Here is a 23,194-nt window from a genome sequence, read left to right as displayed (position 1 = left end):
CTTGGATGGACAGCCCCACGCGAACGTCTTCCCGGATGCGGAGCCGAAGACGATCCGGCTTACCCTTCCCGAAGGCGAGGAAGTCGCACCGCACTCTCATCCCGGGCGCGACATCGTGCTTTACCTCATCGAGGGAACAGTCGAGTTACAGCTTGGCGACGCAACTCACGAGATGACTGCCGGTGATATCGTCCGATTCGATGGAGACCAAGAGATTTCACCACACGCGGTCGAAGATAGCACAGCGCTGATCGTCTTGGCGAACCAATCTGACGACTGATCCGAACGGGTTCAGATACTGTCCTCTCTTCTCAGGCATCAATCGTCCTCCGCGGCTCTGGGGTGCCTGTGCAGAGCAAGCATCCGTGGCCCCGTGAGATGCTCTCACGTGTACGTTTACAATCCTCGTCGAAGCGTCCGACTTCCGTGCATTCCAGCATCGTGTCCGATCCTACAAAGCAGATTTGACATCCTCCCGCGCCTGAAGAGGCGGGAATCCCGAGCGTTGGGATATTAAGATTTGCAACTCACCTGTTCGCTCGGTGCGAAACGCCCCGAGCTTTGATTGAACAGGTAAGCTACTGGCCGTGCCAAACGACCGTTACTCATATCCTCCGACGGAGGATTCTGAGTTATCTTTCTGCGAATATTCACCGCACCATTCACGTCTGCGTTCATCGTCGCTCCGCACGACTCACAGACGTACAAGCCACGCTCTACACGATTCGCGTCACGCTTCTGACCACAGCACGAACACGTCTTTGATGTGTCTCGCTCGCTCGTTCGGTCTACGAGGATGCCGTGTTCTTCTGCCTTGTATTCGAGCAAGTGGGTGAAGCGGTCGAACTCCCATCCGTGGAGTTTCTTGTTCCCACGTTTGCCCCAGTTCCGAGAGTCACCGTTCTTGTCCTCACGAATCTGGCTCAAGTCACCGATGGCGATACGACCGACCTCGTGGTCGATGCACTGCTCTACGATGTGTTTGGAGAGGGCGTGCAGGAAGTGGTCTTTCCGCCGAGACAGCTTCTGACGGGTACGAAGCGCACGACGAGAGGGGCCGTTTTTGCCCTCGGTGTCGTACTCGTCGCGTGTGAAGTAGTGCTTGTCCTGTTTCAGCACGTTCCCCGGATACAACCTGGCGTCACCATCGTCGTAGGCGATAGCGAGGTAGTTGTTGATGCCGAGGTCAATCCCAGCGGTGTTGTCACCGGGTGCGGCCTCGACGGGGATTTCGACCTTGCAGACGAGGTGGAGTTCCCAGCGGTCGCCGTTCCACACGGCTCGAACCTGCTGGATGGTTTCGACGGTCACGTCCGGTCGGGTTTCGTACTCTGCGAGGATGAAGTCCGAGCGGTGGTTCTTGAGGTTGAAGCCTTTGCTCAGGCGAAGTTTGTTGTGCTTGGAATCGTGCTTGATGCCGTTCTGCTTCCACGTCACGGTGGAGCGTGGATGATTGTCGCCTCGCTTTCGGTAGCCGGGAGGGTGTGCGTCTGTGTCGCCGTTCTTGCGCTTTTTGAACCAGCCGGTGAACGACTCAGCGAGTTCTTCGAGAACGCGCTGACTTGACTGAGAATGTAGGTCACTGTATCGCTCGTGGTCTTTTAATTCGCGCTTGAGGTCGGCTTCGGACGGAATCTCACCCGTGTCATCCCATTCTTGTTGGATGTGGTAGCGGGCGACGTTCCACAGTTTTGATGCTGAGTGTCCGCAGTCATCGAGGTCGTCACTCACTTGGTGGTGGTTGACGATTTTCGCTCGATAGGTGCGGGTTGTTTCCAGCATTGGACTGTATTCATAAGCACTTATGAAAATTAGTGAATTAAAAGTAGTGATTGTGGCGTGGAATATCCAGCCGTGCCAGCGAACGTAGAAGGCGTCAGAGTTGTCGGATTCATCCTGACCCTAAAGGGGCAGGTATTCTCCTCGATTTCGTATAATACAGCCAAATATTATAATATTTTTGCCATTTGTTACGTCTCAGAGATCGTCCGTGGGTAGTCAGATTCCAACAACATCTTCGATATAGTCGACCTGGGCTTCTAGTTCTTTTTTGCGTTGTCGTGTTATCACAGTGGCATCGAGCACCTCTCCAACGAGAGCGACATCCAGTGCGAACTCCGTTGTCGCCGTCAGTTCAGTCCCATCAGCAACCGGCCGAAGTGTGAATATCGTCCGCATCTCCTCGAAAATCCCCTCTCGCTGTTCGTAGGCCAACGTGGCATCAGGGTCGTCCACGACCTCCAAGTCAAGACTGATCGTAGCTATTCCAACTTTGTTCGCGACGTGAATCGTCTGATCATCCACGACGACCTCGTCGAATCCTGCAGCCCGTGTGAACGGCTCGAGATCAAGCATCGCATCACGAACCTCCTCTACTGATGCGGGAACTGACCGAGTCACTGTGACAGTTTGCATATCTACTGTGACTCCGGGGAGTAGGATATCTCCCGTGGTGAACATCTTCGGGATGTCAATTCGTACTGGTACAGTACTAGAGAAAGTCAAGACCGTAGTAACGGTGATTGGTGAGCGGTTGGTGATTTTTGTCGCCTGTAGGACACTGGTGACCTCTATGCCAGAGATTACCCAGTCCAGAAATAACGCTTGACTGTTGGAAATTACTGGTACGAATCGAAGATGTTCGGCCCCACTGTTTTCAGTATCCCCTTCCTCTATACGGACGACTATGAGCACTTCTCACAACCACGATCACGAACACAGCGAAGCCGAGCCTGTGACCGACCGCACACACGACAATTCGTGGTCAGCAAACCTCGAGAAACCGCAGCATGCTGCTGATATCGATCTCGTCATCTCACAGGCGATCGATGCGATCGAACACACTGAGCCGGGGAATCACGTCAATCTCGTCACACACGGGGACCATGGTCATCCCTCAGAGTATCTCTTCGAAGCGTTCGATGAAACGGTTGATACCAGCGATATAGAGTGGGAGTACATCGAACAGTGCGGATGCGGAGGCCACGTAACGCGTGTATATGTCAACTGATTAGCGTTGCTCTATTTTATCGCGTGCTGAGACACGATAGAAGATGTTCGGGCGAATTGATTCACCCCATGGCGTTGAGGTAGGTAGTAGCCATGGAAGCCGATACTTCGACCACCTCAAATAGGGCGTCAGAAGACGTGGATGCGCTACTTGAGGAAGTAGCGTCGTTCTTGAGGCGGAATTTCCCTCAAATTGCAATGCATGGGGGGAATGCAGCAATTCAGGACCTTGATCCGGAATCAGGTGAAGTATGGATACAGCTTTCCGGAGCCTGTGGTGGATGTGGTATCTCGCCAATGACAACGCAGGCGATTCAAAGCCGTCTCCCGATGGAAATCGATGATATCACCGAGGTTCATATCCATACCGTATAACCCTTCCAGTCACTCGCTGTTGTGTTCCCTATTCCTACCCCAGCCGGCCGCTGGTGAACATGTCCGGGACCAACGATAGGAACCACACGTACGTATCGGTGGATATGGCTGGATTCCCCTCCCCCTTTGGTGGTTCCAAGGACGACGGTGAACTCTTCGACGAATACGACGAGTTCGTTCCAGAGCATCTTCCGAACCCCGGAGAATTCCTCGTAGATCACCGTGTCCTTGCGGGTGAAGACCATGTGGTCTTTCATGAACTCACTCGCGAGCTGTTTGAGGAACGAAGAGTGTACGATATGACATTCAACTATAATTTGGCGAGGTTAAATCTTGATACCCGCCACAAGAACGCCGGCTATCGATATGCAGAGGAGCAGAATGACTCAACTATCCTCCGCGCTGAATTCACGCCGACGACCCCGTTCTGTCCACAGACCCACACGCTCACCATCGGTTCCTTCCGCGCGTGGAACGACCTTTCGGAACGTCACGGGTACGAACTCATCCGTGTTCGAGCTGCTCGGATGCATCACCAGAGCGATGCAATCAACGAACAACTCGAAGAGCTAGAGAATAAATTCCTCTCAACCGGATCCGTTATGCATGTCCCCGAAGGAGATGTCGGATCGACTCCTATCGAACGTACCAAACAGAACGAACGCCAGAGCCGCGGTAGCCCGGACGCTCCATTCTGAGATGCCCTCATGACGATCTGAATCGGCTGTTGATACGCAACGAAACCATGTGGGAGTGGAGGAAAACAACCACACCAAAGCGGTCTGTGTATACAGCCGTATGAGCTACGGTGACCAACCAATCAGTGATTTTCTTGATAACGTCGCATCGGAGAGGGTGACCCCTGCTGGAGGCTCAGCTGCGGCCCTTGTTGGGGCTATCGGCACAGCCCTCTGCGAAATGGCGTGCCTGCATACCATCGGTAAAAACGGGTATGAAGACGTAGAAGAGGAGATCGCCGAGATACACGAAGCCCTCCTGAAGCAGCGGAGCTTTCTTCTAGACCTCGCGGACAAAGACGCCGAAGTAGTCGATGAACTGCTCGTGGCCTATCGTGATGGATCAGACCAGACGGTCGCGATGAAGAAAGCCACAGGAGTTCCTCTCACGATCGCTGAAGCGTGTTTACCTGTCATCGAACATGCGACTGTCGTGAGTAAAAAGGGCAACGAGAACGCCGTTCCCGACGCCGGGACTGGTTCATTTCTCGTGTATTCAGCACTCCAAGCGTCTATTTTCACCGTGCAGAGCAATCTAGACCAGCTCTCGGATTCGGAGTTCACCAAAGAGATGGAGACCCGAGCAGCCGCTATTGAGCAATCAGCCGAACTCGAATTCGAACGGGTGCTCTCAAATATCGAGTGAACAATGGTGCCGACTGGAAACGACGAGTTTGACCCCTCTATTTATCGGTGGTTAGTCCCCCTTCAGGGCGCTTACGCCAACGGCCGTACTCGATTCTGTGTATAATCATCTCACTCCCCTTACCGACTATCAGCAGTGTCAATCGGCTCTTTCGATGAGGAATCCTGATCAGTCTGAAACGTGGTGAAGAGGACACCAGGAAGTGAATGTGGGCTATGGTTCCGGATGGTTCTCACCATGTTTGTGAGGAAGAGGAGCGCGCCGACCAGCACTAGTACGCCCCCAACTGCGGCACCGATCGATGGAAGCGGAAACAGGTCGGCGATAACCAGCACCCCTGTGCCACCACCTAACAGAGCGAAGTCAACAGCCGCAATTCGATCACTGTAAAGCTCGTCGATCATCGGAACCGCTTCGTGCCCCAACAAGTCGCTATATCGGTGGACCCAGATGATGAACGGCACAATATGATAGAGCGTCCCGAGTACGACGAAGCCGATGACTCCCAAGAGGAGCAGGTGGACCGTGCCCGGTGCGCCGAACACTGTGTCTCGAGCTAATGGGTTTGTAAACCAGTACGGTATCGTGAGCACTGCCCAGACCATCATCGCAGGGACCACGACGGCGTACCGCGAAAGCATCGGCGTCCAGTCAACCTGTGATTCGTAGAGTCGCCGTCCGAGTATTACGCTGAAGCCGAGGAGTGACAGAAGAACCAGCGCCCCACCGAGACGAGCGAGTATTCCCGCGCCAATCAGTCGACCAGTCGCGAGGAATATGACACCGAAGGGATAGCCTACTTCTTCGATCCGACGCAGCTGGATATCGATTCCGTGGAGCTTGGTTTGGGTGAACATCGTCGCGAGCTGATAGAGCGCTCCGAGAACGGTCGTCAGTACGGCCCCGAATACAGCGAGTGTCGCGTGGCTCTGTACCACAGCCGAACGCGACACTGACAGCGATGGAAACACGGGATGGACGAAATCGAGCGCGAGAAGAAATCCGAGGGTCGTCAGGAGGAGGAAGAACCCGAGTGCAAGCCCAAAGTGACGCTCGGTCACATCGTAAGAGGGCAGTGACCAGAGGGTCCGTCCGATATTGTAGACGAACATCCAAAACCCGAGTACCATCGTACCTCCGAATAGCGGTAGCCATGTCAGAGCACCACTGATGAGACAGCCCCCGAACCCGAGCAGACCGACCGTCACCAGCCACAGTTGCAGGGTCGACAACCGTCGCGAGTGGAGTTGTGTACCCGACCAGACAGGGACGAACTGCGTCATCGCACCCATGATAGTGATACAGATCCAACCAGCGAGAAGGAAGTGCACATGAGCGAGGGTCATTAGGCCAGCTGTTACGTCAAGGGTGGTCGTGGTACCGATGAGTATCCCTAAGAGCAAGAACCCGAGTCCGACAACGAAATGCCGGAGCGGGACTGTCATCGGTGGCTGTTGCGTGGTTTCGAGATTCCCTGGAACGGCGCTCATTGGTGGTATTACATCTTCAGGACCCGTCTCCGTACTCCCGAACACGTTCGTGAGTAGACCTTAGCAATCAGTTCGTGTACCTATCAGCACCCCGTGCCAATCGTCCGACAGACAATGTACCGTGCCAAGACCGTTCTATCTTTTTTTCAAGGCGAGAATCCCGCCGTTCACGGCGGGCGTGAAGCCGACAACTGCCTCACGTTCCACAGTCGGTTGCAGGCCGAATACCCCACGCCAGCAACTCTTTACTAGAATTGGGTATATAGAAATTAGTACGGCCAAATGAAGTACAACCTCGAAACCGGGTCGAACACCGTCTACGCGCTCCAATATCACTTTGTGACCGTCACGAAGTATCGCGCAGACCTCCTCACCGACGAAATCGCAGAACGCATCGGTGAGATTGTCAGCGACATCTCCGAGGACTTCGGCGTGAACATCCAGAACGTCAACGGCGGTTCCGACCACGTTCACATTCTGTTCACGGCGAAGCCAACGACCGACCTCACCAAGTTCATCAACTCGCTCAAGGGGGTCACCTCCCGCAAAATCCGTGACGAGAATCCCGAGGTTCGGCAGGCGCTTGACAAAGCGTTCTGGCAACCGGGATACTTCCTCGCCACCACCGGCCAAGTGAGCATCGACGTACTCATGAAATACGTTGAGGAGCAGTAGCAATGTCCACGACCGTCACGAAGACGTTGCAGGCGACGTTCGCGCCACCTACCGCGCACAAGCAGTCGAAACTCATCGACCTGCTCGACACGTACCGTGACGGTCTGCAAGAGGCGTTCGACTCCGGGGCAAGTACCATGTCGGCGGTGAGCGACATCGTGACGCCCTACGACCTGCCGTATCAGGCGAAGGCTGCCCTCTGTAACTACGTCCCGAAACTACGGAAGACGTACAACGCGAAAGAGTTGGACGACGAACACCCGATACGGCTCACGAACCAAGCCGCGAAGTTCGACCACTCCGACGAACGCGACTACGAGTTTACGTGGTGGGTTCCCCGCCCCGGCCGGGGAACGAACTTCTGGATACCGCTCCGTATCAACCCCGAGCAGGAAGACCTCTGGCACGACCTCGTATCGGAGGACGCGAAGGCGGGCGAGATACGGCTTCAACAGCATCGACAGAACTGGGTACTACACGTCACCGTTGAGTACCCAGTTGAAGAACCAGCGACAGACGGTGACGCCACGCACATCGGCTTAGACATCGGAGAAACCGCCCTCATCACGGGCTGTGCCCTCAAGGACGGTTCTCCGACTGACCCGCTCGTGCGTAGCGGAAGCAGAGCGAAACATCTCCGCAAAGAGATGCATACGACCCTGAAACGACTCCAAGAGCGTGACGCCTCGGAGTGGCGTACCGACGAACGATTCGACCACTACCAGAACGCGCTTACCGACATCGTGGAGAAGGCGTCTCGGGAAGCCGTCGAGTACGCCACGCAGTTTGAGAACCCGGTGTTGGTGATGGAGACTCTGACGTACATCCGGGAACGACTCGACTACGGGAAGTACATGAACCGTCGCCTTCACTCGTGGGCGTTCGCCCGACTCCAAGGGCGCATCGAGGACAAGGCGACGGAAGCAGGCATCCCGGTCGAGTACGCGAATCCAGCGTACACCTCGCAGACGTGCCACTCGTGCCACCGTATCGGTCGGCGGGACTCCCAAGCCGAGTTCCGGTGTCCGCACGACGACTGTCACGTTTCGACGTTTCAGGCCGACATCAACGCTTCCGCAAATATTGTACGACGGGTTGACCCGTGGGGAGAGAGCGTCCCGCTTGACAAGGCGGAACGCGATGACTCGCCTCGGGATGGGAGCGGTAGTGACACCGCCACGACTCACCGTGAGACGAGCGAGACACCCTCACAGATGACGCTCACGGCGTTTCAAGAGTCGAAACCCTCTACCAGCGTTCACGAGACAGTGTCTCGTGAGCCAACCAGAGCCGGAGATTCTGGTGACGACGACTGACTGGTATTCCCACTGTGTGGGAAGCCCCGTCGTTTACGACGGGGAGGATGTCACTTCGTGTTATGGCGCTCGGGTGCTGTTCTGGGACTTTCGAGACGGACAGAAGTCATACTAGCATTGTTCGGGTTCGTCTTTCATATGGTGTTCCATCACTGAGGGAGTGAAGCGAACGACAACGGCTTGTTGCATCCACCCTCTGTATCTTGCACGCACTCCTATCAAGGGCTGAGGAATTCAACAGAGCCGATGATCGCTCTCATCCTACTCGCACTTATGTTTCTCCGAGATTTGCGCCGGGAGTCAGAAACCGAACACATGGTGGAGTCGAGCGAGCGAGTAGTCGACGAGAATTGGTCTGCACTCGTTCCAACCGAGCGCGAGCACGCTTTGCTTCGAGACGTCTCTGGTGCGGTGATTTAGGGTCTTCTGCTCTTTCCCCAGCCTCGAATGACGGTTGTTGCGAGCTCATTGTAACGGGCTACTGTGAGTTCCACGTGACGCAGTTCAAATCATTCTGTAGATTGATCTTCGTTTTCCATATTGGTCCCCCCGTCCATGAGTGCTGTTTCTCGCTTTCTGTCGAGCCAGTGCCACTCGTTGGTGACCATCCCGACTTCACCGAGTTCCCATGGATCGCCATCTACTATTTCCGGACCTTCCAGCCACGACGTGACGATGTTCCACGCGAAGATTAGTTGGCCGACGGCTAAGATGTACACACCGAGGGTGGCGAGTTGATGGAGATCAGTAAAGTAGGCGACTGGACCCACGGTCAAGTCATAACTGGCGTATCGACGTGGCATGCCGCCGTAACCGAGGAGGATCATCGGGAAGAAGGTCAGATTCGTTCCGATCATTGTGAGCCAGAAATGCCACTTCCCGAGCGTCTGCTGGTACCACTTTCCGGTGAATAAGGGGAACCAGTAATAGACACCCGCGAAAATCGCGAACGCGATTGCGCCCATGATGACGTAGTGGAAGTGCGCGATGACGTGATACGTGTCGTGGAGAACGAGATCAACCGGGATTGCAGCCTCGAAAACACCCGTCACACCGCCGATAATGAAGTTGGCGATGAACCCGACACAGAACAGCATCGGTGTTTTGAGTCGAAGGCTACCGTTCCACATCGTCGTCATCCAATTGAAAGTCTTGACAGCACTGGGTATCGCGATTGCAATCGACACGGCCATGAACGACGCCCGGATTCGTGGATCGATGCCGGTTGCGAACATGTGATGTGCCCAGACCCCGAAACTCAATACACCAAGTGCAAGTGTGGAATAAACCACAAATTTAAACCCGAACAGTTTCCGTCCGGTGAACCGTGGGAGGATATAACTGATCAGGCCCATCGGCGGGATGACGAGGATGTAGACCTCCGGATGGCCGAAGAACCAGAAGAGATGCTGCCACAGGATGGGGCCGCCGCCGTCGATGGTAAAGAACGTGGTTCCGAAGTTTCGGTCGAGGAGCAACATGACGAGGGCGCTTCCAAGCAGCGGAAATGCGAAGAGGATCTGACCAGATTGGACGAGTACCGTCCACGAGAAAAGGTCGAGGTTCGCCCACGTTACGTTCTCACCACGTTCTGTGAATATTGTCGCGATGAAGTTAATCGCCCCCATAGTGGCACTCACCCCGGTTAGATGTAATCCAAGGATCATCAAATCGACACCTGGATTCGTTTGCTGAATCGAAAGGGGGACATACAGTGTCCACGCAGTCTGTGCCCCTTCGATACCGATGTTCAGTGGCTCGAGTATTAGCCCACCCCAGATGAGCAGTGCTCCGGGAGGTAGTAGCCAGAATGCGATCGCATTGATCCGTGGGAACGCCATATCATCGGCACCGATCAGTAACGGGATCATATAATTCGAGAAGGCTGCCAGCATCGGCGTTCCGAATAAGAACAGCATCGTAATTCCATGTGTTGTCATGAGAGCGTTGTAGAATCCAACTCCGAGAAGATCTGCTGGTGGTGTGGCGAGCTCTGTCCGCAGTAGAACCACGGCAATGCCACCCCACGCAAAGGACAGCAGCGCAAACGTCCCATACATGAGACCGATGTCTTTGTGATCGACAGTTGTAAGCCAACGAATGAGGCCGCTCGGTTTCTCTTGGACTTTCGTTTCGTGCTGATCTGTCTCTGTCCCGCTGGCAGATACCGAATACGAACGCCACTTCTCAACGTGCATTACCCACCGAAAAACCACAATCAGGAAGAGCCCCATTACACCTGCGAGCACGAGTTGACCGGTTCCGATCTCCATGTCGTGCGGTTGTTTGTATGGCTCTATGGTGGTTATCGGGAACATCTTCGGTTCAAACGTGAAGAGTGTTCCAACAGATGGTTCCTGTACACAGATGAGTCAAGAGTGGCAGATCAAAGATACGAATCGTATCGATGGCGAACGTCAGAATTCGCATGCGTTTGAGTCAGATGCCAGTCGACATCAACCAGAAGGACATTCCTACTGCCCAGAATGTGGCGAGGATCTCATCTACGTGGCTAATCAAGCCGAGATTGTGTGTGAAGGCTGTGGGTTAGTAGTCGATGAAGAGTCGATTGATCACGGCCCAGAATGGCGGGCGTTCACTTCGACAGAAAAAGACGAACGAAGTCGTGTTGGGGCACCGATGACGAATCTACTCCATGATAAGGGGCTGAGTACGACGATTGGCTGGCGAGATTCTGACGCCCGTGGTAAGTCGATCACGTCCCGTCAGCAGAAGTTGATGCAGCGACTGCGGACGTGGGACGAACGGTTCAGAACGAAGGACGCTCACGAACGGAATCTCAAGCATGCACTGAGTGAAATCAACCGCATGGCGAGTGCCCTTAGCTTACCAGACCCGGTCCGGGAAACTGCGGGAGTGCTCTATCGACGAGCAGTTGAAGATGACCTCCTCCCCGGCCGCTCAATCGAAGGGATGGCGACTGCTTGTCTGTATGGATCCGCTCGCCAACAGGGCAATCCTCGAAGCCTCGCTGAATTCTCCAGCGTCAGCCGTGTTGACAGGCTCCGTATTCAACGGGCCTACCGATATCTCTCCCGTGAGCTCGAACTCGGGATTGCTCCGAGCAAACCCTCTGCGTATATCCGACGATTTGCCTCAGAGTTAGCCCTCAGTCAAGAAGCACAAACCGTTGCGAGTGATCTGCTTGAGACCGCAGCGAAACAGGGGGTACACAGCGGAAAAAGTCCGGTCGGTCTCGCTGCTGCAGCTCTCTACGCGGCATCGCATCTCACAAACGAGACCGTCACACAAGATGCAGTCAGCGAAGTGACTCAAGTGAGTACTGTCACGATTCGTAAACGGTACCCAGAACTCCTCGAAGCTCAAGAATGACTTAGGTGGCATAGACGACGAGCCTTCGAATTAGCTCCATAATCATCACAGGAGATACCGGTTGAGGTAGTATATGCCACCGAGGAAATACGAGCCAACCCAGAAGGTGAGATAGCCGACTATTCCGATACGGAGGCGGATTCGCCAGGTGCGGATATCTTCGTGAAGGTCGTCTATCACCACATCCGCGCCTTGGCCGGTATATAATTCGTGTCGTCTTTTGACACGGATGATTGGAACGATTCCTGAGACAGCAAATAGAAGAAATGCGTATGCTTGGAGTCCCAAAATGCCGTGTATCGTAAGGATGCCTCCAAATCGGGAGAGCAACCTAGGAAACATCCAGCCGAGAAGTGGGGCTGTGGTGAGGACAAGCCCGATTGAGATATACTGGAGATGTCTTGATAATACCCTCCACGTTACAGGGTCTGAAGTTATTATCAGCCAGGATCCATAGATGTAGAACCCTAAACTGATCGTTATCATTCCGAGTGTGGACGATGCAATGACGAAATCTGAAACCACATCGTGACCGTCTCTCGGAAGCCGTATGGTCATATATCCGAACATCATCGGGAGAAGCGTGTTTGAGACATCTCTCGGAGTCTCGCGAATAGTGATCGTCTCCTCACAGCGGTTGATGCAGACATGGTTCGAGAGGTCTGTTCTTTGTTCGCTCAGTAACCGTTATGATCGGCAGAATCACTCCTCACTCGGAGCGCGTGTCGGAATCGACCGTGAAGTCTTCCCGAACACGTTCACCCGATGGCCGGTTGATTTTTTTCGATAGCAAGCTGGTGAGTCGACTCGGCTCGTTGCCGGGAGCCCCGTTGACGCCCCGAAGCGACAGACCGAGCGTCCAGAGACGATAGAACGCAAACGGGAGGACGATAACTACTCCCATACGCACCAGCAGTTCACCTGAATCGACGACTCCGCTGAGCCCCCATGCTAAAAATACCGTGGCAAGGAAAAGATTAGAGGTAAAAAACGCTCGTACAGCAGCAGCCTCCGTTCCCTCTCGATAAAACTGAGAATAGCCGAGGACGAGACACGTACCTCCAACAATGACGGTTATCGCATACGGCGGTCGTGTAAATGGAATCGCGACCACAGCGACAAATAGCGTCACCCACACAGAGACCCACACTGATCGCTGAACACGTTTCACTGAAGCGATTGCGGGAAGTGTCGGGACGTCAGCAGCGATGAAATCGCTCCGATAGACGTACGCGAGCACCCAAGCATGAGCGGGGGTCCACGCGAACACGAGGAGTGCCAGCAAGAGCGGCTCCAACGTGAGTGGGGCGACAGCGGTCCAGCCGGCAAGGACAGGGAACGATCCTGCGGACCCCCCGAGAACGACACCGATCCAATGGCGTCGCTTCAGGAGCATCGTATACAGCCCGACGTACGAGACCAATCCGAGCCACATGTACACCACGGACGTAATCGGAAGCGTTCCGAGCGCGATTACACTTCCGAGGAGGAACAGTGCGACTGCGAAGCCGAACGCGACCCTGGGATCGAGCCGGCCGCTCGGGAGAGGTCGGTCCGCAGTTCGATTCATATACTGGTCGAGATTACGATCGTAGTAGCAATTGAACGCGGCAGCACTCGCGGCGATACAGGCTCCTGCAGCAGTAAACCCAAGACCGACTGTGAGAGATGCTCCACCGGCTGCAAACAGTGCTGTGACACCGGTTATACAAAGTAGTGCAACGATTCGTGGTTTGATCAATGACCACAGATTAGCGACTGATTTTTTGTTCATTGAGACGGTGTTTTTCGGGTTGTTTCGGCGATATGTTCGACTATGGTGGCATCGGTCATCTCCATCATCTGGTTGATTGTCGTTCTAACCCAACCAGTCAGACAACTCCGATGTTCTCCCGAAGATGTTCGTCTCACTCCCGTCGTTTCCCATCTGGATGGAAGAGTTCAATGGCGATGCGTACCGCCTCTGGATCGGATTCAGAGGCCTTTGCAAGCATCGACTCCGGAGCTGTCAGTATCTCGTCCGTAATCGTCGTTGCCATTTGGGTGATGATTTGACGCTGTTCGGTGGTGAACGTCCCACACGCTTCGAGTCGATTGAATGCCCGTTCGACTTCTCGTCGTTTGATGTCCTCGGCACGAACCCGAATCGCTTGCCGAACAATCTCCGGGTCGATCTCATCGTGGTCGGATTGTGGCGAGGACGATTTCGGGTTCATTATTTGGTCAATCAGCGGATGATACGTCACGGCCCGTGGGAGACTGTCGGGGGCGGGGACCAATGGATCACCACCGGACAAGACGACGAGTTGACTACCCTAAAATCGGCGAGCCTCATCGAAAAACCGCTTTCGTTCGCCCGTTGTGAGCTCGTCTGGATGTCGACGGATACCGGCATCGGCTCGACAGTGTTTGCAGGCTAATTCACACGCCTGAGTGAGTTCGCAAATGAGGACGAAGGGTCGCTGAGTCGTGTCAATCTCTCGTGAGTTCATCGCGAATACGTGGAGGGACTCGTAATGATTTCCCTAAGTCGTTCATCGTATTCCGAGCGCTGCACGTGATGAAACCCACTCGTCATGAAGCCGCTTTCGGTGCCTTCGAGGAAAAACGAAGCGCCGAACGTGTTCGACATCGAGTCCTGTGACTTCGCCACGGCACCCTCGGGCAATAAGATACCCGAGCACCTGAACATCTTCGGGATAATCGTCTGTATTGGCCAGGTACGACAAACGGGTATGATAGACGCGCCCGCGATCATATCGAAGACGTCTGCGCCGGACAACCATCCATGGGAGACGCTGGACGCGAGAGACCTGCCCCCACCACAGCCACTTCAGAACACACTAGAGCGGTTAGCCGACTTAGACACGGGCACAGTTCTCGTTCAGTTGAACGACCGTGCGCCACAACACCTGTACCCGAAATTAACTGACCGTGGGTACGAGTACGAGACGCTTGAGATGGACGGGATCGTCGCTACGGTCATCTGGCGCGGGTGACCGGTCGATTATACGAAATCAAGGAGAGTACCTGATCCTTTAGGGTCAGAATGAATCCGACACCATCCTACACAAAATTACCACTCGTTTGCACGGCTGGATATTCCATGATAGCCGACACTATTATCAAAACTACATTCATGACTGGTTATGAATCCAGATAATGGGTCGAACCGTCCGAACATTCGAGGCTATGATTACGACTCAGCAACAGGTTCGTGACGACCTCGACCAACTCGGATGGGCCGCCTCAAAACTCTGGAACGTCGGTCGCTACTATGCACAAGAACAGTGGGACGAAACAGGCGAGATTCCCGATGACAGGGAACTCAAAGCCGAACTCAAACGCCACGAACGCTACACGGACTTACATTCTCAATCCAGTCAGCGATTTCTTCGAGAACTCGCTGAAGCGTTCAACGGCTGGTTCAGTAAGCGTCGGAACGGCGACGACCGTGCCCGACCCCCTGGCTACCGCAAACACGGAGACTCCCACCCGCGTTCAACCGTGTCGTTCAAAACGGCTGGCTTCAAGCACGACGCACAGTTCGCCCGTGTTCGTCTCTCGAAAGGTCGCAACCTCAAACAACACCGTTCGGACTTCATCCTCTGCGAGTACCAGATTCGCCCCGATGTTGACCTGACCGAGTGGGACATTCAACAGGTTCGTGCGGTCTACACGCGCGACGAGTGGCAGCTTCAGTTCGTCTGTCGCACCGTCATCGACCCGAAACCGACGGGCAGCGAGGTTGCTGGTGTTGACCTCGGGATGTGCAATTTCGCCGCTGTCTCCTTCGGTGGTGACTCAGTGTTGTACCCCGGCGGTGCACTCAAAGAGGACGAATACTACTTCCTGAAGCAGAAAGCCAAGTGCGACGATTCCTCGTCTCGTGAAGCAACTCGGCTTGACCGCAAGCGAACGGGTCGCCGGACACACTTCTTGCACGCACTCTCGAAAACAATCGTGGAGGAGTGTGTCGAACGGGGTGTCGGAACCCTTGTCGTCGGCAATCTCGGGGGTATCCGAGAAGATGACGTGAGCAGTGAGTCCCGCAACTGGGGCGACCACGGCAACCTCGACTTGCATGGGTGGGCGTTCGACCGCTTCACGACACTGCTCGACTACAAGGCGAAAGCCGAAGGCATCGATATGGAGTTGGTGTCGGAACGCGATACATCGAAGTCGTGTTCGGCGTGCGGCCACACCGACGACAATCAGCGTGTTGAACGTGGGTTGTACGTCTGTGAGAAGTGCGATACGGTTGCGAACGCGGACGTGAATGGTGCAGAGAGTATTCGGCAAAAGGTACTCCCGAGTCTCGCCACAGATGGCGGCGATAGGGATAACGGCTGGTTGGCACAGCCAGCGGTTCACCTGTTCGACCGTAGTGAGGGCTGTTTCGCCCCACGAGCACAGGCTGCTAACCGCGAACTGTAATATCCCAACTCAGCGGTGCGGTGCCGTGGGATTCCCGCGTCTTCAGGCGCGGGAGGATGTCAATTCTTCGGAAATATCGCGATGTACTCCGCCGGTCCACGGTGTTCGACCGTATACCCATCGGCGTCGAACGCCTCGACCTCTGCTTTCATCTCGTAGAACAGTGGTTTGGGTTCGTGATCGTTGATTAGCGTTAGACTGTCTCCGCTTTCGAGCTCGGCGAAGGCGCTGTGGATCTTCGGATGCCGTTCCGCTGGCGGGATATCTCGGACATCAAGCCTTGTATCGGACATACACATCACAATACCACTCGTCCTCATAGAGGCATTGTTCCGAACATGTTCACGCTGTGGTGATCGTCACACGCCATTCGTCATCCGCTGCCTGTGACGTCATATATGTGTATCCACGCCGTTCAAGCACCGAGTAGAGCGGTTCTGGTTCGAAGCTATTGATCAGGACAAGCGTACCATCCTCGGGAAGTGAATCAAGTGCACTCATAATCTGGTCGAAAGGTTCACCATCGATGTCCCTGGCATCTAATTTTCGAGTCTTATCATCCGCTGCGTCTGGATTCATATACCTCCATTCGTGATGAGTTGACAAACTCATTCTGCCGATGATGTTCGTGTATCAAAGACTTAATCGAACGGTCGGGGTGGGCGAACATGTTCGGCAATATTTATTGGTTGCAGACCTGTATTCATATAGACGAAGTCTGATGCCACAAGCCAACCTCACAATTACGATCCCCAACGGGATCTGGATTGGTGATATCTCTCGAGGACATCCGAACGCCAGTGTACGAATATTGGCTGCTCTTACAGGTGAGGACTCCGGCGTAGGCCTCGCAGAGATCACAGCTTCCGACGTAATGGATATCGTCACCGACGTTCAGACCAGCGATTCAGTAACTGAACTCGAAATCCTGCAACGGTCGGAGAACACAGTCCTCCTGCAGTTCGAGACGACGATGCCTCTTTTGCTCTTTCCAGTTCAGGACTCCGGTGTTCCACTGGAGATGCCGTTTACGATCAATGACGGACAGGCCGAATGGGAGATCACGGCACCACAACACCGTCTCTCCGAACTCGGCACCCAGCTGAGGGAATTCGGGATACCGTTCACGGTGAACGAAGTACATCATCGCATTGAGCCTGAGCAATTACTGACAGCACGGCAACTGAGTCTCGTACACACAGCTGTCGAGCACGGCTACTACGACACGCCTCGTCAGTGCTCACTCACTGAGCTTGCAGAAGACATCGGGCTCGCCAAATCGACGTGTAGCGAGACGCTCCACCGGGCTGAAGAGAAGATAACGAAACAGTTTCTCGAGAATATCGATGAAGCGACCATCGAATCGGTCTGCCCATGAAATGATACTTGATGTCTACAGGAGCAACGTCTCACAGACTGCGCTCTGGTTACGAGAGTACTTTCGGTCAACAGTTGGGACCCCGATAACCTGCTCTCTACTCAAGGGATTATGGACCAATCAACAAATCGTGCTCACTCGCCCTGCGTCCATGGCACGTAATAGTAGTGAATGGTTGCTTTGCTCCGGTCTCCCTCGGTAGCGATGGTTTCGAGAGTCAGGTCTGCATGTCCGTACCGGCAGAGAGACCGATACGTCGCCTCTAGAATTTCAGTCGCTGTATCGTCGTCCATTGCGGTTGGTGTCTTAACTTACTAACTGGTTAGTCAAAGAGTTTTGGAGACCGCATACAGTTGCATCAAGTGTCTAATTTACGCCCCAAAGCCGCAATAAAGAGACTAATCGAACGGTAACTATATTGGAAATCATCGCACAGGTCACAACCGTTATCCAACCACAAGTAAAACTCGACATCAAATGACCGAACCATCGGACCGAACGTTCTCGGAAACTGAGGGGGCGATTATGGAGGCAACATACCGGGCTCTACGCGAACACGGATACGCTGATCTCACGATCAAACGGATTTCGGACGAATACGGGAAATCCACGGCTGCAGTGCACTACTATTACGACACGAAGGACGAACTCCTCGCGGCCTTTCTCGATTATCTCCTGAAACGATTCGTCGATTCGATTCACCACATCGATACAACCGACCCGGAGGAACGACTGGAGTTGCTGCTCGACGAACTCCTCGTCAAACCACAGGAGAACCCGGACCTCTCTATTGCGTTGCTAGAAATGCGGAGTCAGGCGCCGTACAAGGCGACGTTCAGTGAGCGCTTCCAGCAGAACGACGAATACGTTCGGTATATGCTCAAAGCAGTCGTTAACCACGGAATCGATGAAGGCGTGTTCAACGACGTCGACGCTGACCACGTAACTCGCTCACTGATGACCATCGTCGATGGTGGCCGGACTCGGGCAGTGGTGTTGGATGACCTCACGGAGCTCGAAACGGCACGACAAACAGCACGTGAGTACGTCGATGCGATGTTACGGTAGTTCGCCGCTCACTCGAGTCGCGCTCTATCGAGCGACGTCAGAGCTTTTGAGGGAGGTATCTTATCTACTGGGCCCTTTCGGACAGCGGAACCGTAGATCCGTGGATGGGTTCCTGACCGGAAATCACGCGTCCTCATCTCTCTTGGATTCGAACTCGATATCCTGATCTTCGCCAGCCAGTGCGACGTGACCATAGTTGAGTAAGCCGACGAAAATCGCGCCTCCGATGACGTTTCCAAGTGTAGTGAAGAGCAGGAATGACCCGAACTCGGTTACGGAAACAGTCCCCGTCAGAACCATCGCGGAGAGTACTTCCGTCGTTCCGAGGATTGAGTGGTGAAACGGTCCGAAGCCGATCGACGCTGTTACGAGTAACACGAGCACGACTCGGCCGATTGTATCCCGACTCGCGGCTGAGAGCCAGGTCGCCAGCCCCATCAACCATCCGGCGATAACACCGGAGAGGAGTATCACCCACCAGGGAACCCCTAAGAGCGCATCGGCGAGCGATCCGAACGAGGCCGGTTCAGCGATTCCCATCTGCGAGCTAATCACTGCGGTCAATCCGACGAATGCAGCACACCCGAGGAGATTTGCGGAGTATACCACACTCCAGAGACGGGCGACCTCTCCCAGCGATGCACGGCCGTCCAGCAGCGGGAGGACCGCCATCGTCGTGTGTGCGGTGAACAGTTCCGTCTGCCCGACGACGACGAACAAAAACGCGATCGCAGAGATACCAGCCAGTGCAACCTGTTTCGTGAGCACCGAGTCGAAACCACCGGAAAACGTCAAGACCATCGCCATGAAGAGCGCCCCAAAGCTCAGATTGAGGCCCGCTGAAACTCCCGAGAGAAACACGCCTTTGACTGGCCGGTTGATCTCTTTGAGCGCGTTCTCCATCTCCCGTTCGAGGATATTACGAGACGAGAGCGTAGCGCCGGTCGGGCCCTGGTCAGAGTCGGAAGTCATTGGTCGAACCTCATAGCCATCGAACGTACAGCCCAACGGGTGAACACGCTTGTGGTGGCTGGTCTCCGTCTCGATACCCTGTAACATCGCGAACGGAACGAAGACCAACGCCAGCGTGACTCTCGCAGCCGCGGCGTCGATACCGAACGTGTCTCTGAAGTACACAATGCCGGTCAATGCGAAGAATCCGGCAGTCAGGCGATCGGTGTACCCGAACGCGAACAACACGAGTAGGGTCGGATGCGAGCGGACGCGGTCGACAACCATGTCGACAGGAAGTCCACCGCTGGCACGTCGAAGTCGTGGAATTGCTCGCCGTTCTCTTTCGTGAGGATATTGAGCGCGGCAGCCGCGCCGTCACCAGTGGAGATGACGGCTTGCCACTCCTCGACCCGGACCATCGCACCCGTTGGGTAGGCGTCTTCGACTGACGTTTCCATCGTTACGTCTGCGTCGATAACCTCTTCGTCGGTGCATACACAGTCGAGTTCGTCGGTGAGTTCACGATTTGCCCCGGTCGCGAGCACGACGTAGTCCGCCGTATACTCGTTGTCAGCATCAGCAGTCTCGACGACGAATCCGTCATCGGTGGGTGAAACGGCAGTGACCGGGGTCTCTTGGTGACGGTCGACATCGAAATCGTCGACCTGTTCACGGAGCGTGACTCTGACGTTCGATCCGTCAGCCGACCCGATTCCGGGGTAATTGAACAGATGAGCGTTATGCATCCACGTCTCGTCGGTGTCGAAGACCGTCGTATCGAGGCCGTTCTTCGCCGTGAACAATGCGGTCCTGAGGCCCGCTGGTCCGCCGCCGATAACGAGTACCTCTGGCACAGACGCTAATTAAGTAGTTAGTACGAACATCCGTCTCATCCAAGACCCTCAGAACCGGTACGGGCGGCGTATTATGGATGAATATTTCTTTCGAATCTCTGCATGAGACTTCGATTATTTCGGCCATACAGGCTAAGCGACTAACCAAACCGTTAACCCTTGGTATCCCCGAGCCTTAGTATGGACCTTTCTGTCGTCGATCTGTCTCCCGTTCCGAACGATGGGACGGGGACAGAAGCGTACGCCAACACCGTCGAGGCCGCCAAACGGGCCGAGCAACTCGGCTACTCACGGTTCTGGGTGGCCGAGCACCACGGCATGGCCGACTCCATCGCTGGGGTAGCTCCCGAAGTGCTGATGGGCTATCTCGCCGGCGAAACGGACTCGATCCGGCTCGGATCCGGTGCGGTGCTCCTCAACCACTACAGCCCGTTCAAGGTCGCCGAACAGTTCGGTGTACTTGACGCGCTCGCGCCGGGACGTATTGACGCGGGTCTTGGGCGGGCGAACGGATCGCCTGCTGCTGACCGGGCACTCGGAACGGACCGACACGTCCAGCATCCCGATGCGGATCATGCAGAGAAGATCGAAGCCGTCGTCAACCATCTCTACGACGACTATCCCGACGGACATCCCTACAGCGACTTACAGATACCCCGTTCGGGTAAGGACGTCCCCGTTCCGTGGGTGCTTGGATCGAGTCCGTCGAGCGCGGAGATTGCAGCTACACTCGGGCTCCCGTACTGTTTTGCGGCATTCATTCGACCACAGCTCGCTTCCCACTCGTTCGAGACGTACCGCGAGCAGTTCCAGTCATCGTCACTGGCCGGCAGTGTCGACGAACCCCACGGAATGATCGCTGTCAACGCAGTCTGTGCAGAGACCGACGAGGAGGCGGCGCGGCTTCGGGCCGTGGCCGAGGCGTCGTACAAGCGTATGCAACGCGGTGTCGTCGGCACGAGGCCGTCCATCGACGAAGCCGTTGACGAACTCGGTGGGGTTCCCGACCCAACCCCTCCGACGCTCTCCACGAACGAGTGGCCGCGTGCAATCTCGGGTAGCCCGGGAACGCTCGCCGGGCTACTGGAGCAACTCGCTGCCCGTGTCGGTGTCGATGAGGTGATGATCCAACACATCCATGCAGACCACGAGGATGCGCTCCAGTCGCACGAATTACTGGCCGATGGCGTCGGACTCCGTTAGAAGTGAAGCGCGTTCACTCATGATGGTTTAATGGAGTCGACCGTGTGACACTCGGTATGGACAAATGGCAGCGACGGACTGTTTTCTATTCGCTCCTTCTCATCGGGGTGATGCTCATCTACGCGGTCCTCTATCATCATGGAATGCGAATCTACGAAGGAGAGAATCTCACGTTCCTCCATTCTTTGCAGGTCGTTGTTGAAACCTTTACCACGACTGGGTTCGGGTCAGATGCCCCCTGGGACAGCCCCGAGATGAACGCGCTAGTCATCGTGATGGACCTCACCGGCGTGGCTCTCATCTTCATGGCGCTTCCCGTATTGGCGTTCCCGTTGCTCGGGGAGGTCCTCTCGACGACGGTCCCGAAATCGGTCGACAACGGAGTCGATGACCACGTCGTCATCTGCTCGTACACCCCCCGTGCCGAGGCGCTCATCGCCGAACTCGGATCTTGGGACGTCGACTACGTCATCGTCGAACCGGATCGTGACCGTGCGACTGAACTCTACGAGGATGACTATCGCGTCATTCACGAGGATCCCGAATCAGTGGCTGGTCTCGAACAGGCAGGACTCACAGCCGCTCGGGCACTCGTCGCCGACGTCTCTGACCAGGTGGATGCAAGTATCGTCTTGACCGCCCAAGAGGTCGCCGAAGACGTGCCGATAATCAGTGTCGTCGAGGAGCCCGATCGAAGGGCGTATCATCGCCTCGCAGGTGCCGATGAGGTACTCTCTCCGCGACCGATCCTCGGCGAGAGTCTCGCGTCGAAAGTAACGACATCCGTCACAGCCGATCTGGGAGAGGCGGTCGAAATCGGCGACGACTTCGAGATCGCAGAACTCCCGATCCATCGGGGCAGTCGACTCGTGGGCAGGACGCTCGCTAACAGCGGGATTCGCGAGCAGGCGGGCGTCAACGTCATCGGGGCGTGGTTCCGCGGTGAGTTCGAGACCCCACCATCCCCGGATGCGACGCTCACGAACGGCACAGTGCTCCTCGTCACTGGACGTGAGGACCAACTCGAACAGCTTAAAAAACTCACTCTCTCGGAGGTGCGACGCTTCGACCGCGGGAACACAGTCGTCATCGGATATGGACAGGTCGGCCGCACGATCACTAGTGCTTTCGATGAAGCCGGCCTGCCGTACACGGTGGTCGACCAGACAGAAGTGGAGGGTGTCGACGTCGTCGGTGACGCGATCGAACCGGACACCCTTCAAGAAGCGGGGATCGACAGTGCCCGGTCGGCGATCCTGGCGCTGCCCGACGACACGACGGCAGAATTTGCCACGCTCGTGATTCGAGACGTGAGTCCGCAGACGGAGATCATCGCCAGGGCCGAGGAAACAGAGAGCGTCCAGAAGATGTACCGGGCCGGCGCTGACTACGTCCTCTCACTTGCCACCGTCAGCGGCCGGATGATCGCATCGACCATCCTCGAAGACGAAGACGTGCTGTCGTTAGATCAGCAGGTCGAAGTCGTCCGCACGCATGCCCCCAAGCTGGTCGGACAGACGCTCGGCGAAGCACTAGTCCGATCGAAGACCGGCTGTACAGTCGTCGGTGTCGAGCGTGACGGCACCGTGATCACCGACGTGGGTCCGGATCTCCGCGTCGAATCCGACGATGAACTCGTCATCGCCGGTACTGACGACGGAATCCGACGATTCAATGAGCAGATGACCTAAAGTGTAC

Annotated in this window: 24 protein-coding genes and 3 pseudogenes; 14 read left to right on the top strand and 13 right to left on the bottom strand. The window is 55.4% G+C overall.

All coding sequences use genetic code 11. The annotated features are described in order from the left end of the window. Position 1 precedes the first annotated feature (1 nt). Complete coding sequence (locus C2R22_RS13290) at positions 2–280, top strand: cupin domain-containing protein (RefSeq protein ID WP_245902765.1); 279 nt, start codon at positions 2–4, stop codon at positions 278–280. A 233-nt stretch (positions 281–513) separates the two neighbouring features. On the opposite strand, the gene C2R22_RS13285 is transcribed toward C2R22_RS13290, so the two are convergent. Further along, entirely contained in the window at positions 514–1,782 is a 1,269-nt protein-coding gene (locus C2R22_RS13285; RefSeq protein ID WP_103426180.1) for an RNA-guided endonuclease InsQ/TnpB family protein, read from the bottom strand. Positions 1,783–1,998: 216 nt separating this feature from the next. After that, positions 1,999–2,415 (bottom strand): SRPBCC family protein, encoded by a 417-nt coding sequence (locus C2R22_RS27495; RefSeq protein ID WP_103426179.1) that lies wholly within the window; start codon positions 2,413–2,415, stop codon positions 1,999–2,001. Between the two features lie 271 nt (positions 2,416–2,686). On the opposite strand from C2R22_RS27495, the gene C2R22_RS13275 reads away from it, so the two are divergent. From C2R22_RS13275 to C2R22_RS13260, 4 genes and pseudogenes are all read left to right on the top strand, one after another. Continuing rightward, positions 2,687–3,010: a CGCGG family putative rSAM-modified RiPP protein gene (locus C2R22_RS13275; RefSeq protein WP_103426178.1), complete on the top strand. Its 324-nt coding sequence runs from the start codon at positions 2,687–2,689 to the stop codon at positions 3,008–3,010. Positions 3,011–3,102: 92 nt separating this feature from the next. Next, positions 3,103–3,378 (top strand): annotated as a pseudogene (locus C2R22_RS13270) (NifU family protein); the annotation flags it as partial. Between the two features lie 110 nt (positions 3,379–3,488). Then, on the top strand, positions 3,489–4,082 hold the full coding sequence (locus tag C2R22_RS13265; RefSeq protein ID WP_103427677.1) for a hypothetical protein: 594 nt from the start codon (positions 3,489–3,491) through the stop codon (positions 4,080–4,082). Positions 4,083–4,182: 100 nt separating this feature from the next. Continuing rightward, the gene (locus tag C2R22_RS13260) at positions 4,183–4,767 is read left to right on the top strand and encodes a cyclodeaminase/cyclohydrolase family protein (protein WP_162562480.1); all 585 of its coding nucleotides are present in this window, start codon (positions 4,183–4,185) and stop codon (positions 4,765–4,767) included. A 119-nt stretch (positions 4,768–4,886) separates the two neighbouring features. Here the strand turns inward: C2R22_RS13260 and C2R22_RS13255 are convergent, their stop codons facing one another. Next, positions 4,887–6,257, bottom strand: a complete 1,371-nt coding sequence (locus C2R22_RS13255; RefSeq protein WP_103426175.1) for a hypothetical protein — start codon at positions 6,255–6,257, stop codon at positions 4,887–4,889. A gap of 282 nt (positions 6,258–6,539) precedes the next feature. Here C2R22_RS13255 and tnpA point away from each other — a divergent pair, with 282 nt between their 5' ends. Continuing rightward, positions 6,540–6,932, top strand: a complete 393-nt coding sequence (gene tnpA, locus C2R22_RS13250) for an IS200/IS605 family transposase (RefSeq protein ID WP_103426174.1) — start codon at positions 6,540–6,542, stop codon at positions 6,930–6,932. A gap of 2 nt (positions 6,933–6,934) precedes the next feature. Further along, positions 6,935–8,248: an RNA-guided endonuclease TnpB family protein gene (locus C2R22_RS13245; protein ID WP_103426173.1), complete on the top strand. Its 1,314-nt coding sequence runs from the start codon at positions 6,935–6,937 to the stop codon at positions 8,246–8,248. Between the two features lie 509 nt (positions 8,249–8,757). On the opposite strand, the gene C2R22_RS13240 is transcribed toward C2R22_RS13245, so the two are convergent. After that, positions 8,758–10,521 carry a cbb3-type cytochrome c oxidase subunit I gene (locus tag C2R22_RS13240; RefSeq protein ID WP_103427676.1) on the bottom strand — a complete coding sequence of 588 codons (1,764 nt, stop codon included), beginning with the start codon at positions 10,519–10,521 and terminating at the stop codon, positions 8,758–8,760. Between the two features lie 94 nt (positions 10,522–10,615). Here C2R22_RS13240 and C2R22_RS13235 point away from each other — a divergent pair, with 94 nt between their 5' ends. Then, the gene (locus C2R22_RS13235; protein WP_103426172.1) at positions 10,616–11,602 is read left to right on the top strand and encodes a transcription initiation factor IIB; all 987 of its coding nucleotides are present in this window, start codon (positions 10,616–10,618) and stop codon (positions 11,600–11,602) included. A gap of 45 nt (positions 11,603–11,647) precedes the next feature. On the opposite strand, the gene C2R22_RS13230 is transcribed toward C2R22_RS13235, so the two are convergent. From C2R22_RS13230 to C2R22_RS26375, 4 genes and pseudogenes are all read right to left on the bottom strand, one after another. Next, entirely contained in the window at positions 11,648–12,127 is a 480-nt protein-coding gene (locus C2R22_RS13230; RefSeq protein ID WP_245902763.1) for a DUF7321 family protein, read from the bottom strand. A 184-nt stretch (positions 12,128–12,311) separates the two neighbouring features. Further along, the gene (cyoE, locus tag C2R22_RS13225; protein WP_103426170.1) at positions 12,312–13,376 is read right to left on the bottom strand and encodes a heme o synthase; all 1,065 of its coding nucleotides are present in this window, start codon (positions 13,374–13,376) and stop codon (positions 12,312–12,314) included. A gap of 133 nt (positions 13,377–13,509) precedes the next feature. Then, entirely contained in the window at positions 13,510–13,818 is a 309-nt protein-coding gene (locus C2R22_RS13220) for a glutamyl-tRNA reductase (RefSeq protein ID WP_103426169.1), read from the bottom strand. A 102-nt stretch (positions 13,819–13,920) separates the two neighbouring features. Then, positions 13,921–14,094, bottom strand: a pseudogene (locus tag C2R22_RS26375) (radical SAM/SPASM domain-containing protein); the annotation flags it as partial. A gap of 243 nt (positions 14,095–14,337) precedes the next feature. On the opposite strand from C2R22_RS26375, the gene C2R22_RS27490 reads away from it, so the two are divergent. Both C2R22_RS27490 and C2R22_RS13205 read left to right on the top strand, forming a co-directional pair. Next, the gene (locus tag C2R22_RS27490) at positions 14,338–14,601 is read left to right on the top strand and encodes a DUF2249 domain-containing protein (protein ID WP_103427675.1); all 264 of its coding nucleotides are present in this window, start codon (positions 14,338–14,340) and stop codon (positions 14,599–14,601) included. 163 nt (positions 14,602–14,764) lie between these two features. Then, on the top strand, positions 14,765–16,039 hold the full coding sequence (locus C2R22_RS13205) for an RNA-guided endonuclease InsQ/TnpB family protein (RefSeq protein ID WP_103426168.1): 1,275 nt from the start codon (positions 14,765–14,767) through the stop codon (positions 16,037–16,039). A gap of 59 nt (positions 16,040–16,098) precedes the next feature. On the opposite strand, the gene C2R22_RS13200 is transcribed toward C2R22_RS13205, so the two are convergent. Then, the gene (locus tag C2R22_RS13200) at positions 16,099–16,332 is read right to left on the bottom strand and encodes a DUF2249 domain-containing protein (protein ID WP_103426167.1); all 234 of its coding nucleotides are present in this window, start codon (positions 16,330–16,332) and stop codon (positions 16,099–16,101) included. Positions 16,333–16,381: 49 nt separating this feature from the next. Further along, positions 16,382–16,618, bottom strand: a complete 237-nt coding sequence (locus tag C2R22_RS13195; RefSeq protein ID WP_103426166.1) for a DUF2249 domain-containing protein — start codon at positions 16,616–16,618, stop codon at positions 16,382–16,384. 142 nt (positions 16,619–16,760) lie between these two features. Here C2R22_RS13195 and C2R22_RS13190 point away from each other — a divergent pair, with 142 nt between their 5' ends. After that, positions 16,761–17,417, top strand: a complete 657-nt coding sequence (locus C2R22_RS13190) for a helix-turn-helix domain-containing protein (protein ID WP_103426165.1) — start codon at positions 16,761–16,763, stop codon at positions 17,415–17,417. A 158-nt stretch (positions 17,418–17,575) separates the two neighbouring features. On the opposite strand, the pseudogene C2R22_RS27485 reads toward C2R22_RS13190, so the two are convergent. Beyond that, a pseudogene (locus C2R22_RS27485) lies at positions 17,576–17,710 on the bottom strand (TetR/AcrR family transcriptional regulator); the annotation flags it as partial. Between the two features lie 184 nt (positions 17,711–17,894). Here C2R22_RS27485 and C2R22_RS13180 point away from each other — a divergent pair. Next, positions 17,895–18,485 (top strand): TetR/AcrR family transcriptional regulator, encoded by a 591-nt coding sequence (locus tag C2R22_RS13180; protein WP_103426164.1) that lies wholly within the window; start codon positions 17,895–17,897, stop codon positions 18,483–18,485. A 123-nt stretch (positions 18,486–18,608) separates the two neighbouring features. On the opposite strand, the gene C2R22_RS13175 is transcribed toward C2R22_RS13180, so the two are convergent. Beyond that, positions 18,609–19,457 carry a formate/nitrite transporter family protein gene (locus C2R22_RS13175; RefSeq protein ID WP_173862832.1) on the bottom strand — a complete coding sequence of 283 codons (849 nt, stop codon included), beginning with the start codon at positions 19,455–19,457 and terminating at the stop codon, positions 18,609–18,611. 194 nt (positions 19,458–19,651) lie between these two features. Next, positions 19,652–20,293 carry an FAD-dependent oxidoreductase gene (locus C2R22_RS13170; protein WP_103426163.1) on the bottom strand — a complete coding sequence of 214 codons (642 nt, stop codon included), beginning with the start codon at positions 20,291–20,293 and terminating at the stop codon, positions 19,652–19,654. Between the two features lie 180 nt (positions 20,294–20,473). Between C2R22_RS13170 and C2R22_RS13165 the strand changes: the two genes are divergently transcribed. Continuing rightward, entirely contained in the window at positions 20,474–21,496 is a 1,023-nt protein-coding gene (locus C2R22_RS13165) for an LLM class flavin-dependent oxidoreductase (protein WP_103426162.1), read from the top strand. Between the two features lie 56 nt (positions 21,497–21,552). Continuing rightward, positions 21,553–23,187 (top strand): potassium channel family protein, encoded by a 1,635-nt coding sequence (locus C2R22_RS13160; RefSeq protein WP_103426161.1) that lies wholly within the window; start codon positions 21,553–21,555, stop codon positions 23,185–23,187. The last annotated feature ends 7 nt before the right edge of the window (positions 23,188–23,194 follow it).

Source organism: Salinigranum rubrum, assembly GCF_002906575.1.
Lineage (GTDB): Archaea > Halobacteriota > Halobacteria > Halobacteriales > Haloferacaceae > Salinigranum > Salinigranum rubrum.
The sequence above is the reverse complement of the archived record's forward strand: the minus strand, read 5'-3'. Positions and strand labels throughout refer to the sequence as shown.